General features: G+C 30.9%; 13 protein-coding genes. 9 read left to right on the top strand and 4 right to left on the bottom strand.

Annotation, left to right across the window (positions count from 1 at the left end):
• Positions 1 to 226: 226 nt before the first annotated feature.
• The 4 genes from KPL37_RS17570 to KPL37_RS17585 all read right to left on the bottom strand — a co-directional run bounded on the left by KPL37_RS17570 (position 227) and on the right by KPL37_RS17585 (position 4,018).
• On the bottom strand, positions 227 to 1,528 hold the full coding sequence (locus KPL37_RS17570; protein WP_216151364.1) for a pyrimidine-nucleoside phosphorylase: 1,302 nt from the start codon (positions 1,526 to 1,528) through the stop codon (positions 227 to 229).
• A 60-nt stretch (positions 1,529 to 1,588) separates the two neighbouring features.
• Entirely contained in the window at positions 1,589 to 2,764 is a 1,176-nt protein-coding gene (locus tag KPL37_RS17575) for a NupC/NupG family nucleoside CNT transporter (protein WP_216151365.1), read from the bottom strand.
• A gap of 189 nt (positions 2,765 to 2,953) precedes the next feature.
• Complete coding sequence (gene deoC / locus KPL37_RS17580; protein WP_216151366.1) at positions 2,954 to 3,595, bottom strand: deoxyribose-phosphate aldolase; 642 nt, start codon at positions 3,593 to 3,595, stop codon at positions 2,954 to 2,956.
• Between the two features lie 24 nt (positions 3,596 to 3,619).
• Positions 3,620 to 4,018: a cytidine deaminase gene (locus KPL37_RS17585; protein WP_216151367.1), complete on the bottom strand. Its 399-nt coding sequence runs from the start codon at positions 4,016 to 4,018 to the stop codon at positions 3,620 to 3,622.
• A gap of 191 nt (positions 4,019 to 4,209) precedes the next feature.
• On the opposite strand from KPL37_RS17585, the gene deoR reads away from it, so the two are divergent.
• The 9 genes from deoR (at position 4,210) to KPL37_RS17630 (ending at position 14,145) form a co-directional block, all read left to right on the top strand.
• Positions 4,210 to 5,151 (top strand): DNA-binding transcriptional repressor DeoR, encoded by a 942-nt coding sequence (gene deoR, locus KPL37_RS17590; protein WP_216151369.1) that lies wholly within the window; start codon positions 4,210 to 4,212, stop codon positions 5,149 to 5,151.
• 161 nt (positions 5,152 to 5,312) lie between these two features.
• The gene (deoC, locus tag KPL37_RS17595) at positions 5,313 to 5,951 is read left to right on the top strand and encodes a deoxyribose-phosphate aldolase (protein WP_216151371.1); all 639 of its coding nucleotides are present in this window, start codon (positions 5,313 to 5,315) and stop codon (positions 5,949 to 5,951) included.
• 81 nt (positions 5,952 to 6,032) lie between these two features.
• A complete protein-coding gene (fucP, locus tag KPL37_RS17600) occupies positions 6,033 to 7,388 on the top strand; it encodes an L-fucose:H+ symporter permease (RefSeq protein WP_216151372.1) in 1,356 nt (451 codons plus the stop codon).
• Positions 7,381 to 8,394 (top strand): aldose 1-epimerase family protein, encoded by a 1,014-nt coding sequence (locus KPL37_RS17605; RefSeq protein ID WP_216151374.1) that lies wholly within the window; start codon positions 7,381 to 7,383, stop codon positions 8,392 to 8,394. The genes fucP and KPL37_RS17605 overlap by 8 nt, the downstream gene beginning before the upstream one ends.
• Before the next feature lie 57 nt (positions 8,395 to 8,451).
• Entirely contained in the window at positions 8,452 to 9,372 is a 921-nt protein-coding gene (rbsK, locus tag KPL37_RS17610) for a ribokinase (RefSeq protein ID WP_216151376.1), read from the top strand.
• A gap of 161 nt (positions 9,373 to 9,533) precedes the next feature.
• Positions 9,534 to 9,722 (top strand): hypothetical protein, encoded by a 189-nt coding sequence (locus tag KPL37_RS17615; protein WP_216151378.1) that lies wholly within the window; start codon positions 9,534 to 9,536, stop codon positions 9,720 to 9,722.
• Between the two features lie 3 nt (positions 9,723 to 9,725).
• The gene (locus KPL37_RS17620) at positions 9,726 to 10,037 is read left to right on the top strand and encodes a hypothetical protein (RefSeq protein WP_216151380.1); all 312 of its coding nucleotides are present in this window, start codon (positions 9,726 to 9,728) and stop codon (positions 10,035 to 10,037) included.
• 230 nt (positions 10,038 to 10,267) lie between these two features.
• Entirely contained in the window at positions 10,268 to 12,706 is a 2,439-nt protein-coding gene (locus KPL37_RS17625; protein WP_216151382.1) for a glycoside hydrolase family 94 protein, read from the top strand.
• 401 nt (positions 12,707 to 13,107) lie between these two features.
• A complete protein-coding gene (locus tag KPL37_RS17630; protein ID WP_216151383.1) occupies positions 13,108 to 14,145 on the top strand; it encodes a LacI family DNA-binding transcriptional regulator in 1,038 nt (345 codons plus the stop codon).
• The last annotated feature ends 231 nt before the right edge of the window (positions 14,146 to 14,376 follow it).

A 14,376-nucleotide genomic window follows, 5' to 3' on the forward strand; every position in this document is an offset into this window, starting at 1 on the left:
ATGTATTATTCTTCAATAACGACTCAATTCACATCTCAACACTGCCCTAACCTAATATTTAGAGGGTATATTAATAGCTATAAATGGAAATCATATACTGAAAAGTAATTATAAAGTAACAATATCTATAAACTATATTAACAGTTTTTCATAATTAAATAATTCAATTATTTTGCTTAAAGAAAGAGAATACACAAAATAATTTACACCCTCGCCTAATATGGAGTTATTTTGTAATAACTTCGTGAATTAACATTGGCTTAGTTGCATGATCACTAATTGAAATATTCTCATATATTTTTGCTTTTACATCCTCTATATTTTTACGATTTGAATATATAGTTACAAGGGGCTCACCTTTTTCTATCTTGTCGCCAACTTTTTTGCGTAGCATAAGTCCTACTGCCAAATCAATTTTATCTTCTTTTGTTGCTCTGCCTGCACCGAGGAGCATCGCAGCAATACCAATTTCATCAGCTACCATATTAGATACAACACCACTAGTTAGTGCAGGAACATCAATTTTATATTTAGCTTGGGGTAATTTTTCAGGATTATCTACAATTGATGAATCTCCACCTTGGTTTTTAATGAAAACTTTAAATTTATCTATTGCTTTGCCATTCTTTATTACGTCCATAAGCATTTTTCTTGCTTCTTCTAATGTATTTGCTTTTTTAGCAAGGACTACCATCTGACTTCCAAGAGTTAAGACAAGCTCTGTCAAATCTTCAGGGCCTTCTCCTTTTAATGTATCAATAGCTTCCTTTACTTCAAGTGCATTACCGATTGCAAAGCCTAAAGGTTGAGACATATCAGAAATTATAGCCATGGTTTTCCTTCCTACGTTATTACCAATTTCAACCATAGCATGTGCTAGATTTTCTGCATCTTTATCTGTTTTCATAAAAGCCCCTGCACCCGTTTTAACATCAAGTACTATTGCATTTGCTCCGGCTGCAATTTTTTTACTCATAATAGAACTAGCTATGAGTGGAATTGAGTTTACGGTTCCAGTTACATCACGAAGAGCATATAGCTTTTTGTCTGCCGGAGTTAAGTTTCCACTTTGACCAACAACTGCAACTTTATCCCTATTAACTAAATCAATAAATTGACTTATTGTAATTTCTACATGGAAGCCACTAATAGATTCTAATTTATCAATTGTTCCACCAGTATGCCCAAGACCTCGTCCAGACATTTTAGCAACAGGTATATCTAAAGCAGCAACAAGGGGAGCAAGTACTAATGTTGTTGTATCACCTACACCGCCAGTTGAGTGCTTATCTACTTTTATGCCTTCAATTTTTGATAAATCAATAGTTTCTCCAGAATTAACCATTGCCATAGTCAAATCAGCTCTCTCACGATCATTCATATCTTGAAAATAAATAGCCATTGCGAGGGAACTTGCTTGGTAATCAGGAATAGTTCCTTTAGTATAACCTTCTATAAAAAAATTGATTTCTTCAGTTGTTAATTCTTTACCATCACGTTTTTTTGAGATTACATCTACCATTCTCATTTTATTACCATCCTTTTTATTTGAATTTTATAAATACATTAATTTTATTAGGTGTTCATATTATACAATTAAACCAACAACAGTTGCTGTTAATATGCTTACGAGTGTTGCACCAAATAGTAGCTTTAATCCAAACCTAGCTACAACATTTCCTTGTTTTTCATTGAGACCTTTTACTGCTCCTGAAATAATTCCAATGGATGAAAAATTAGCAAAAGAAACTAAAAATACAGAAACAATAGCTGTTGTTCGCGTTGTTAAATGTATAGTAGCTAAACTAGTCATTGCAACAAATTCATTAGATACTAATTTCGTGGCCATTATACTTGCTGCAGGTATTGATTCACTGAAAGGCACACCCATTAAAATTGCAAAGGGTGAGAATATATATCCAAGTAAATTTTGAAAAGAAATACCAAAAATGCCTTTAAAAATCATATTAATCATAGCAATTATAGCTACAAATCCAATAAGCATTGCTCCAACTATGACAGCTACTTTGAATCCATCCATAATATATTCACCAAGGACTTCAAAGAATGATTGTTTTTTTTCTTCTTGAATCACTAAGATATCTTCCTCATCAGTCACTGTGTATGGATTTATAATTGAAGATATAATAAATCCACCAAATAAATTTAAAACAAGGGCTGTTACAACATATCTAGGTTTTATAAGAACCATATATGAACCAACTATCGACATAGATACTGTTGACATAGCTGATGCACAAAGGGTATAAAGTCTATGCTCTGGTAATAGACCAAGTTCTTTTTTTACAGAAATAAATACCTCTGATTGACCAAGAATAGCAGCGGCTACACCATTATAAGATTCTAGTTTACCCATACCGTTAATTTTACTTAAGCCGAGGCCTATATATTTAATTATAAACGGAAGTATTTTAAAGTGTTGAAGAATTCCAATTAAAGCAGAAATAAATACTATTGGTAAAAGCACACCTATAAAAAATGTAAATTGATTTGCGTTAACTAATCCACCAAATACAAAATTTACGCCTTCGCCAGCACATTTAAGTAATAATTGAAAACCATTTGCGATTCCACCGACTAGAATACTACCAACACCAGTATTTAGTAAGATAAAACCGAGTATGAATTGAAGAATAACCATTATAACGATAGGACGATATTTCACCTTTTTTTTATCAGTACTAGTAATCCATGCAAGTCCTAAGACAACAATTAACCCGAAAATTCCAATAATATATTTCATTTAGATGATACACCCCTTGATTATCATTAGTTTAATATAGTAAAATCATATAACGATTACAATATTTATAATCTAAATATAAAACATTTTTATGATTTTAAAAATATTTTGTATTTAGATTTGTATTTATAGTTATTAAAATCATAAATACAAATCTACATGCTTTTTATTTTAAAATCCTTTTTATATCTAAGAAATAATTGCAATACCTGAGCTTGTCCCAATGCGAGTTGCGCCAGCTTCAACCATTTGCATAGCTTCTTCTTTGGTATGAATACCACCGGAAGCTTTTACGCCCATCTCTTTACCTACAGTTTCACGCATTAATTTAACATCCTCTACAGTAGCTCCACCTTTTGAAAATCCTGTTGATGTTTTCACAAAATCTGCACCTGCTTTTTTAGCGATTTGGCAAGCTTTTATTTTTTCATCTCTAGTTAATAAGCAAGTTTCAATAATCACTTTAACTAATGCTTTTCCTTTTGCAACTTCAACTACAGCTTTAATATCTTGCTCTACGTAAGCGTAGTTTTTATCCTTTAGTTCACCAATGCTAATAACCATATCTACTTCAGTTGCTCCATTTTTAATTGCATCCTTTGCTTCAAATGCTTTTGTTTCAGTTGTGTTTGCGCCCAGTGGAAATCCTATAACAACACACACACTAACCTCACTATCTTTTAAGCCTAGGCTAGCAACTTTTGCCCATATTGGATTTACACAAACTGAAGCAAAATTGTTTTTTTTAGCGTCCTCTATTAATTGTAGAATTTGTCCTTTTGTTGCAACTGGTTTTAATTCAGTATGATCAATAAGTTTAGCAATATTCATTTTAAATCTCCTTTTTTATCGTTATTATTTACCTAAATCTTTTTTAGTGAAAGCACCTGGTAATATCTCATCTAATGTTTTAACTAAATACTCAGTTTCACCTTTTCCAAGTATTATTTTAGTATCAACTGATGCAAATTCTGCTATCACTTGTCTACAAATACCACAAGGATAAGTATAATCATTTTCAACTCCGACTATAGCAATTGCTTTAATAGTAGTGTATCCTTCGGATACTGCTTTATATATTGCAGTTCTTTCTGCACAATTAGTTGCGCCATAGGAAGCGTTTTCTATGTTACACCCTGAATATATCTTTCCGTCGTAAGTTAATACAGCCGCCCCAACCTTGAACTTAGAATAAGGAGAGTAAGAATTTTTTCTTGCGTCGATCGCTTTAGAAACTAAGTCTTGATACTCCATAATAATAAACCCCCTTTTAGACTTGATTATGATTTTATAATAAAGCTTATTTGCACAATTGTAAAGTTGAGAGTGAAATTATGTATGATATATTGACATTTAAATTTAAGAACAATATACTATTATCATGGGATTTTAAAATATTATCCTATATTTTACTATATTATAAATTATAATAGGAGACTAAAATTATGGAAAAAAATAAGGATAGACAGAGTATAAATGTTGCAAGATTGTATTATGAATCACAATATAGTCAGAACCAAATTGCAGAGTTACTTAGTATTTCTAGACCTACAGTTTCGAAACTTTTAAACTACGCAAGGGAACATGGTTATGTCACTATTCAGATTAATGATCCTGCAAATATATCGGATGATTTATCAATTGCTCTAAAAGAAAAGTATAATTTGAATAATGTTATTATTGCCTATTCGCCATTAAATAATAATGATGAGATAAAAAAACATATAGGCCGAGCTGCAGCCGAGTATCTTAACGATATTGTTAAAGATGATGATATTATTGGAATAAGTTGGGGAACAACTATGTATTCAATAGCTACGCAATTAGTTGAAAAAAAACTAAATGGCGTTCAGGTTGTTCAACTTAAAGGTGGGTTAAGTCATACACATATTACTACATATGCATCTGAAATAAATAAATTATTTACCAATGCATTTCATGCAAATGGAAGATCCCTTCCCTTGCCGCTTATATTTGATACACCAGAGCTTAAAAAAATCACAGAAAAAGATAGTCATATTAATCAAATAATACAAATGGGTAAACAAGCAAATATTGCTATTTTTTCTACAGGCACAGTTAAAGATGACGCTTTATTGTTTAGGTTAGGTTATTTTAATAAAGAAGAGATAGAGAGCATTAAGAAAAACGCAGTTGGTGATGTATGTTCACGTTTTTTTAATAATAAAGGCGAGATATGTGATGAAAAAATAAATAGTAGAATAGTTGGAATAGAGTTAGATGAATTGAAAAAAAAGGAACAAACTATTTTAGTGGCTGGTGGAGAAAGAAAAATCGAAGCGTTGCATTTTGCATTAACATCTAAAATAGCTAATACGTTAGTAACAGATCAATTTACTGCTAAATTATTACTTTTAAAATTATAAAGTAAGAGACTACTGGATATTATCAAGTAGTTTTTTTATTTTTTTGTTTTATTTTGTAATCTAAAAATATTACTTAGAACAAATGTAAAATTAATAGTTTACATTTGTTAAAAAAGATGCTATTATGCAGATATAAACAAAATTCAAGGAGTTGTAAACATATGAAAACATCTAAATATATTGACCACACATTGTTAAAGCCAGACGCAACAGAAAAAGAAATTTTAAAACTTATTGAGGAAGCTAAAACTTATGATTTTGCATCGGTTTGTGTTAATTCGAGTTGGGTTAAACTTGCCCATGTTCAATTGCAGGATTCTAATGTTAACGTTTGCGTAGTGGTAGGTTTTCCACTTGGAGCGTGTTCCATAGAATCTAAAGTATATGAGACAAAAATTGCTATTGTTGATGGTGCTGATGAAGTGGATATGGTTATTGCTATTGGTCAACTTAAATCAGGTAATGATAAATATGTAAAAGAAGAAATCAAGAAAATTGTGGAAGCTTCAGGAGATAAATTAGTTAAGGTAATTATAGAGACATGTTTATTATCTGACGAGGAAAAAATCAGAGCATGCGTTTTAGCTAAAGAGGCGGGTGCTGATTATGTAAAAACTTCCACTGGATTTTCTAAAGGCGGTGCTAAAGCACATGATGTTAAGTTAATGCGTGAAACCGTTGGTAATAGTATGGGAGTTAAGGCTTCTGGAGGCATACACACAAAAGAGGAAATGTTAGATATGATAAAAAATGGAGCATCAAGAATAGGTGCAAGTTGTGGAATAGAACTTATAAAATAGGCTTAATCTAAAATTTGTTAAGCTGTTATGAAAAACAGCTTAACATTCTAAAAAATTATATAAAAAAAGGAGAAAATTTATATGCGTATGAAAGATATTAAACAATATCCAGATGGTTATTTAAGTAAAATGCCTATTTTTCAATACAGTTTATTATCCTTATTATTTCCTTTATGGGCAGCGGCAGCTAGTTTAAATGATATATTAATTACTCAATTTAAAAGTGTATTTTTCTTAAGCGATTTTGCTAGTGCATTTGTCCAAAGTGCATTTTACGGAGGATATTTCTTAATTGCAATTCCTGCTTCGCTCATAATTAAAAAAACAAGTTATAAAATAGCTATATTAACGGGACTTGGGTTTTATATCGTTGGTTGTTCTTTATTTTTTCCTGCATCACACATGGCAACGTATTCAATGTTTTTGGTAGCAATTTTTGTTCTTGCTATTGGTCTTAGTTTTTTAGAAACTTCAGCAAATACTTACAGCTCGCTGATTGGTCCGAAAGATAAAGCAACTCTTCGTCTAAATATCAGTCAAACAGTTTATCCTTTAGGATCAATTATAGGAGTTTTTTTAGGTAAATATTTAATATTTGGTAAAGGTGAATCATTGCAGGCGCAAATGTCAAAAATGACACCGCAACAAGCTAAAGATTTTGGTGAATCAGTTCTTCAGAATACATTAGCACCTTATAAATATCTTATTTTAATTTTAATAGTAGTTTTAATTTTGTTTGCAATTACTAAGTTTCCTAAATGTAAACCACAAAACACTAAAGGTAAGGCCGAAAATAAGGTAAGTATATTAGAAACATTAAAATATTTAATCAAAAATAACAACTTTAAAAAAGGTATTATTGCTCAATTTTTCTATGTAGGCATGCAAACTACTGTTTGGTCGTTTACTATTAGATTAGCATTAACATTAGATAAAAGTATAAATGAAAGAAGTGCTTCAACGTTTATGATATATAGCTTTATAGCTTTTTTTCTAGGTAAAGTTGTTGCTAATTTCTTGATGAGTAAATTCCATGCTACAAAAGTATTGCTTCTATATTCAATATTAGGTTGTTTATCATTGGCTTATGTTACACTTTCACCTAATATTACGTCTGTATATGCAGCTATTGTAGTAAGTTTCTTGTTTGGTCCTTGTTGGGCTACAATTTATGCTAAAACTTTGGATGCTGTGGAAGACAAAAAACATACAGAAACAGCAGGTGCAATCATTGTAATGGCAATTATTGGTGGAGCAGTTATACCAGCAATACAGGGACTTGTTTCTGATTCTCTTGGATCAATGCAATTATCATTTGTAGTGCCAATGATTTGTTTTACTATAGTAGGTATATATTTTTATGCAGAAATGAAAAGGTTTAACACGATTTTGAAGAAAAACAAACAATTAAATAAAGGAGTGAATTGTAATGAATAAAATATTTTTAAATAGAGAAATGTTTAGTCAAAACAGGTATGTTATATATAAATCAGAAGAATTTGAAGTAACATTGTTTAAGTATCCATCAGATATTGAGGTTATTGAATTAAGTAACAGTAGAGGAAAGGTAACTATTCTTCCATTTATGGGACAAATCCTTTGGGGACTAGAATTTGATGGTCATGATCTAAGAATGAAAAATATGTTTAAGGTTCCTCGGGAGGCGAATGAAATTGTAGATACATATGGTTGCTTTGCTTTTCATTCGGGTTTGTTAGCTAATGGTTGTCCATCACCCAAGGATACTCATCTTTTACATGGTGAAATGGCTTGTTCAAAAATGGATAACTCATGGCTTGAGATTGACAATGATTTTGTAAAAATCGCAGGTAATACAGAATATGCTAAAGGTTTCGGAGATCATTATTTAGCAAGTCCTAGTGTTACTTTAAGAAAAGGAGAATCAAATATTTGTATAGAAATGTCAGTTACAAATTTGTCGGAGTATCAAGATATGCCTCTACAATATATGTGTCATATGAATTATGCATATGTTGATAATGCTAAATTAACTCAAACTTTACCTAATGAAGCTTTTATGCTTAGAGAATCAATTCCTGCTCATGTTCACCCTACAGATGTTTGGCTTGCTTATAATAAAGAGCTTAAAGAGCACCCAGGGTCATTAAATGTATTAAATGATCCAGAGATGTATGATCCTGAAATTGTATTCTTTGCAGATAATTTAGAGAAATATGGAGAAAATTTAACATTTGAAATGGCCTCACCAGAAGGATTTACATTTTTTACTGAGTTTTCAACAAAAGACTTTAATTACGCTACAAGATGGTTATTATATAATGAAGATCAAAAGGTTGCAGCTTTTGTTTTGCCAGGAACGTGCAGACCAGAAGGGTTTAATGCGGCAAAAGAAAACGGTAGCTTAATTTATTTGAAACCACAAGAGCAAAGAACATTTAAAGTTATAACAGGAAAAAGATAAAATATAATAAAATCAAAGATAATATTTGTATTTGAGTACACAGGGGAGGGTTTATAAATGAAAATAGCAGTTATTGGTTCAAATATGATAGATTTAATAACTTATATTGATCGTATGCCAAAAGATGGTGAAACTTTAGAAGCACCAGATTTTAAAATGGGGTTCGGTGGTAAAGGAGCAAATCAAGCTATTGCAGCGTCAAAATTTGAATCTGATGTTATGATGGTAAGTAAGGTTGGAGACGATTTTTTCGGTGAGAACACTATTAAAAACTTAAAAGATAATGGTATTAATACTGATTTTGTTACAATTCAAAAAAATAAGGCAAGTGGAGTAGCACCTATTTTTGTTGATAAAAATTCTAAAAATAGTATTTTGATTATTAAGGGTGCAAATAAAGATTTATCAACTAAGGATATAGATACTGCAAGTGAACAATTGAAAAAATGTTCTTTGATTGTTCTGCAGTTAGAAATTAGTTTAGAAACTGTTTATTATGCCATAGATTTTGCAAATGAAAATCATATTCCGGTCTTACTAAATCCTGCTCCTTGTGTACCAGAGCTTGATTTAAACTATATTTGTAAATGTGACTTTTTTGCACCAAATGAAAGCGAATTGGGGATTTTAACGAATAAGCAAGTAAATACAGTAGATGAGATAAAAGAAGCAGCACATTACATTGCAAATAAAGGCGTTAAAAATGTAATTGTTACAATGGGTAGCAAGGGTGCCTTATGGATAAATAATAAAGAGGAGCATTTCGTTGAGGCATACAAAGTTAATGCAATAGATACGTCAGGTGCTGGTGATTCATTTATTGGCTGCTTTGCACATTTTTATGTAACTACAAAGGATATATTGTTGGCTTTAGAAAGAGCAACAGCTTTTGCAGCGATTAGTGTTACGAGATATGGTACACAGTCTTCTTATCCAACAGTAGATGAATTTGAGGCATATCTTAAAGAAAATAAATAATCTTGTATTAAAGTAGACTACATTTTGTTAGTCTATTTTTTTTATTTTATATACTATTATTAATAACAAATCTTAAATATTCTACTTAAAATTAGAGGATTATAAGTATATTTATAGAATTATTTATATGTATTTATACAAATTGTGGGAGATGATTAAGTTTGAAATTAAAAACAGCAACGTTAATTGCGTCTATTGGAACATTTTTTATGGTATTATCTGAGATCTATTATACGTTTGCAAGTGCAGCAGATGTAATAGGAAAGGTGTTTGGGATTTTCTATTTATTCGGGATGATATGTTTATTTATATTTTTTATAACCCTATATTCAAATCAAAAGGAGAAATAATATATGACGAGTCTTAATGAAATTTTAGAAATTCAAAAAAAATCATCAGGTAATAATACACTAATATGTGGCAAAAAAAATAAAATAGGAATTACTACTAAATTAATAGGAAAGATCATAATGGGTGTAGGAATTTTCGGTGGTTTAATTCTTGGACTGTTATTAACTACTCCAACTAGTAATCTAACAACAAATCCAAATCCCCTAAGATGGGTATACGCAATTGCAATTATGCTTTATTCCTTTATAAGTGGGTTTTTATTTATTGGTTTTGGTGAAATTATAATTTTATTAAATGATATTCAATCAAAATAACACTTATTGTCAATAAGTAATGTAATTAAATAATATGATAATTTAAGCGGAATATATTAAGGTGTATTCTGTATTTTTTTATATAATTATAAAAAGGTGTAAAAAAACTCATAAACGCGTGTTAATAGAATATAATGTAAGGATTAGGGCTAATTGAAGCTTATATGATAATTGATATATTTAAATATCTTATATAAAATAGAATTGTACAAATATAGGGGGGATGAACAATGAAATTTGGTTATTTTGATGATATAAGAAAAGAGTATGTTATTACTACACCTAAGACTCCTTATCCATGGATTAATTATCTTGGAACAGATGATTTTTTCTCGCTAATTTCAAACACTAGTGGTGGTTACTGTTTTTACAAGGATGCACGGCTACGACGGTTAACTAGATATAGATATAACAGTGCGCCTGTGGACAGTGGAGGAAGATATTATTATATAAATGATGGTGGCGAAGTGTGGACACCATCATTTATGCCAGTGAAAACTGAATTAGATTCCTATGAATGTAGACATGGACTTGGCTATACTAAAATTAAAAGCGCAAGAAATGGCATTGAAGTAGAGCAATTAATGTTTGTCCCTTTAAAGTATCATGGAGAAATTAACCAACTTAAAATAAAAAACACATCAAATGTTACTAAGAAAATTAAGATTTTTTCTTTTATTGAGTTCTGCTTATGGAATGCTTATGACGATATGACTAATTTTCAAAGAAATTTTAGTACTGGTGAAGTTGAGATAGATAATTCTGTGATTTATCATAAAACAGAATATAGGGAAAGACGTAATCATTATTCATTTTACTCAGTTAATACGGATATAGATGGATTTGATAGTGATAGAGAGTCGTTTCTAGGATTATATAATGGGTTTGATTCCCCACAAACAGTTATGAGCGGTATTTCTAATAATTCTGTAGCGAGTGGATGGTCACCTGTAGCATCACATAGTAAAACATTAACACTTAAACCTGGAGAAGAAGCAAGTTTGATCTTCATAATTGGATATGTAGAGAATAAGGAAGATGACAAGTGGGAAAGTCCTGGAGTTGTTAATAAGACTATTGCTAAAGATATGATATCAAGGTTTAGTACGGATATTCAAGTAGAAGAGGGATTAGAAGCTTTAAGTAAATATTGGCTTAATTTACTATCAAAATACACTATAAAAACGGATGATGATAAGCTAAACCGTATGGTTAATATATGGAATCCTTATCAGTGTATGGTAACGTTTAATATGTCTAGAAGTGCATCATATTTTGAATCTGGAATTGGAAGAGGAATGGGATTTAGAGACTCTAATCAAGATTTACTTGGGTTTGTGCATCAAATTCCGGGCAGAGCAAGAGAAAGAATACTAGATATAGCAGCAACACAATTTGAGGATGGTGGTGCTTATCACCAATATCAACCGTTAACTAAAAAGGGTAACTTCGAAGTTGGTGGAGGATTTAATGATGATCCATTATGGTTAATATTAGGCACTGCAGCCTACATAAAGGAAACAGGAGATTTTAGCATACTAAGGGAGCTCGTGGCTTTCAATTGTGATGAAAGCATAAAAGATACACTTATGGAACATTTAAAACGTTCTTTCTATCATGTGGTAAATAATCTTGGACCTAATGGAATCCCTTTAATTGGTAGAGCTGATTGGAATGATTGTTTGAATTTAAACTGTTTTTCAACTGAGCCAGATGAGTCTTTTCAAACATTTGGAGATCCAGATGGAAGGGTTGCTGAATCTGTTCTAATAGCTGGAATGTTTGTGTTTATAGGACCAGAATATGTAGAGTTATGTAAAAGATTTGACCTAATAGAAGAAGCTACAATAGCGCAGAATCACATTGATAAAATGAGGAAAACTGTTATAGAAAGAGGCTTTGATGGGGACTGGTTTTTAAGAGCATATGATGCTTTTGGAAATAAGGTAGGTAGCAAAGAGAATGCGGAGGGTCAAATATATATCGAATCACAAGGCTTTTGTGTAATGGCAGGCATTGGGGTAGAAGAAGGTTTAGCCTTAAAAGCATTAGATTCTGTAAAGAAAAAATTAGATACTAAATATGGAACAATGCTTTTGACACCAGCTTATACAAAGTATGATGTAAACATTGGAGAAATTACATCCTATCCACCAGGTTATAAAGAAAATGCTGGGATATTCTGTCACAACAATCCATGGATAATGATCGCTGAAACAGTTTTAGGCAGAGGGGATAGGGCATATGATGTATATAAAAAAATAGCTCCAGCCTTTATTGAAGACATAAGTGAGATTCATAGAACCGAGCCTTATGTTTATTCACAAATGGTGGCAGGTCGCGATGCAGCAAGACAAGGTGAAGCTAAAAATTCTTGGCTTACAGGAACTGCTGCATGGAACTATTTTGCAATTACTCAATTTATTTTAGGAGTAAAACCTGAGTATGATGGGCTTAGTGTAAATCCTTGTATTCCAAAAGAGTGGAATGGTTTTGAGATTAAGAGAGCATATAGAGACGATATATATAATATTAAAGTAAGTAATCCAAAACATATTTGCAAAGGTATTAAAGTAATAACAGTGGATGGAAAAGTTATACAAGGATATATATTACCTGTATTTGGTGACGGATGTGAACATAAAATAGAAGTAGAAATGGGGAATTAACTATATAAGGAGGGTTTCCCTCCTTAATCTTTTGTAATAGATGATATTGTAGAAGATAGTAGAATCATTATCCATGATTTATTTTAATCATCTGACAGTAATTTTAAAGCCATAACAAAAGTTTCTTATACTATTTCGCAGTTAAAGGATAATTTTAAATAAATGAGATAACTGATCAAACTAAATTGTTATCACTAAATGCATATTAGATACTTTTAATTTCTAATAAAAAAATGTAAACGATTCTGTAAGAAAGAGAGCAATTGAGATGTAAATGGAGTAAATTATGTTAAAACATGGTTATCTGAGAGAATCTCGATATATTATAAGTTGAAAAGCGTGAAATATTATTGTACTATTATATCATAAACACGCGTTTAAAATTAAAAAGGTGGTGCGGAATGAATAGTATAGATATTGCAAAGATTGCAGGAGTTTCAAGAAGCACCGTTTCAAGGGTAATTAATAATTATGATAATGTACCAGATGAAACTAGAAAAAAAATTCAGCAGATAATAAAGGAAAATAATTATGTACCACATGCATCTGCTAGAATGCTTGCAGGAGTTAAAAATAGAATAATTGGTCTTTTTATAATTGACATGAAGGCGGATCCTAACGGTAGACAGGTTACTAGTAGTTCTTACTATACACCATTTACCGGATCAGTTATTGAAAATGCAAGCAAAATGGGTTACAACGTACTTGTTTCTATAGTAAGTAAACAAAAGGATTATAAAAAAGTAAAAGAAATTTTTTATAATAAAACTGTATCTGGTGGAATCTTTATAGGAGAAAAAAATGGAGAGTCAGAAATAAAAGAAATTATAAATTCTGGTTGTAGGGTTGCACTATTAGATCAGGCAGTGAAATCAGATGAAGAAGTTTATAATAAATGTATAATTGTAAATGCTGATAACTATTACGGAGCATATAAAGCTACTAATTACTTAATTGGACTTGGACATTCTAAAATTGCACATATAGTAGGAATATCCGAAAACTTATCAGGTATAGAAAGGTTTAATGCTTATAAAAGCGCATTAACAGATGCAGGAATTGCTGTAGAAAATAATTTAATTGTTAAAGGTGATTTTACAATCAAAGGAGGATATAATGCTACAAAAAAACTTCTCCAAAAGGAAATACCTACTGCAATATTTTGTGGAAATGATAACATGGCAATTGGGGCTATACAGGCTATCGAAGAAGCTAATTTAAATGTGCCAGAAGATATCTCTATAGTAGGATTTGATGACATAGAGGTTGCAAGATATATAAACCCAGCGTTAACAACTGTAAGAATGAAACTTCTTGAGATGGCATCGATTGCAACAAATACTTTAATAACATCAATCGAGAGTAATTCGAATTTTTCTGCAAATTATACATTACCTATTGACTTGATTGAAAGGGACTCATGTAAGGCTCTAAAATAAATTAGTTTATATGCAGTGACTCAGGAGATGATTATTCTATATTGAACTCGAGTTTATTACAAACTGATTGATATTATAATATTCTGTTATGAATGTTATTTATTGATAGATCAAAATAGATTGAGTAGTCACGGAAACTAATATGTAAAACTTGAATTTGTATGAAGTAATATCGAACTATAATTTTTGTGTTAAGAGAGCAGTTAGTAATAAAAATAGGTATAGCAAACA

It is taken from the genome of Clostridium frigoris, from assembly GCF_018861865.1.
Taxonomy (GTDB): domain Bacteria; phylum Bacillota; class Clostridia; order Clostridiales; family Clostridiaceae; genus Clostridium_AD; species Clostridium_AD frigoris.

Excerpts from the sequence above, each read along its gene's own strand:
- KPL37_RS17570 (WP_216151364.1), bottom strand. The coding sequence starts at position 1,528 with ATGAGAATGGTAGATGTAATCTCAAAAAAACGTGATGGTAAAGAATTA.
- KPL37_RS17575 (WP_216151365.1), bottom strand. The coding sequence starts at position 2,764 with ATGAAATATATTATTGGAATTTTCGGGTTAATTGTTGTCTTAGGACTT.
- deoC (WP_216151366.1), bottom strand. The coding sequence starts at position 3,595 with ATGAATATTGCTAAACTTATTGATCATACTGAATTAAAACCAGTTGCA.
- KPL37_RS17585 (WP_216151367.1), bottom strand. The coding sequence starts at position 4,018 with ATGGAGTATCAAGACTTAGTTTCTAAAGCGATCGACGCAAGAAAAAAT.
- deoR (WP_216151369.1), top strand. The coding sequence starts at position 4,210 with ATGGAAAAAAATAAGGATAGACAGAGTATAAATGTTGCAAGATTGTAT.
- deoC (WP_216151371.1), top strand. The coding sequence starts at position 5,313 with ATGAAAACATCTAAATATATTGACCACACATTGTTAAAGCCAGACGCA.
- fucP (WP_216151372.1), top strand. The coding sequence starts at position 6,033 with ATGCGTATGAAAGATATTAAACAATATCCAGATGGTTATTTAAGTAAA.
- KPL37_RS17605 (WP_216151374.1), top strand. The coding sequence starts at position 7,381 with ATGAATAAAATATTTTTAAATAGAGAAATGTTTAGTCAAAACAGGTAT.
- rbsK (WP_216151376.1), top strand. The coding sequence starts at position 8,452 with ATGAAAATAGCAGTTATTGGTTCAAATATGATAGATTTAATAACTTAT.
- KPL37_RS17620 (WP_216151380.1), top strand. The coding sequence starts at position 9,726 with ATGACGAGTCTTAATGAAATTTTAGAAATTCAAAAAAAATCATCAGGT.
- KPL37_RS17625 (WP_216151382.1), top strand. The coding sequence starts at position 10,268 with ATGAAATTTGGTTATTTTGATGATATAAGAAAAGAGTATGTTATTACT.
- KPL37_RS17630 (WP_216151383.1), top strand. The coding sequence starts at position 13,108 with ATGAATAGTATAGATATTGCAAAGATTGCAGGAGTTTCAAGAAGCACC.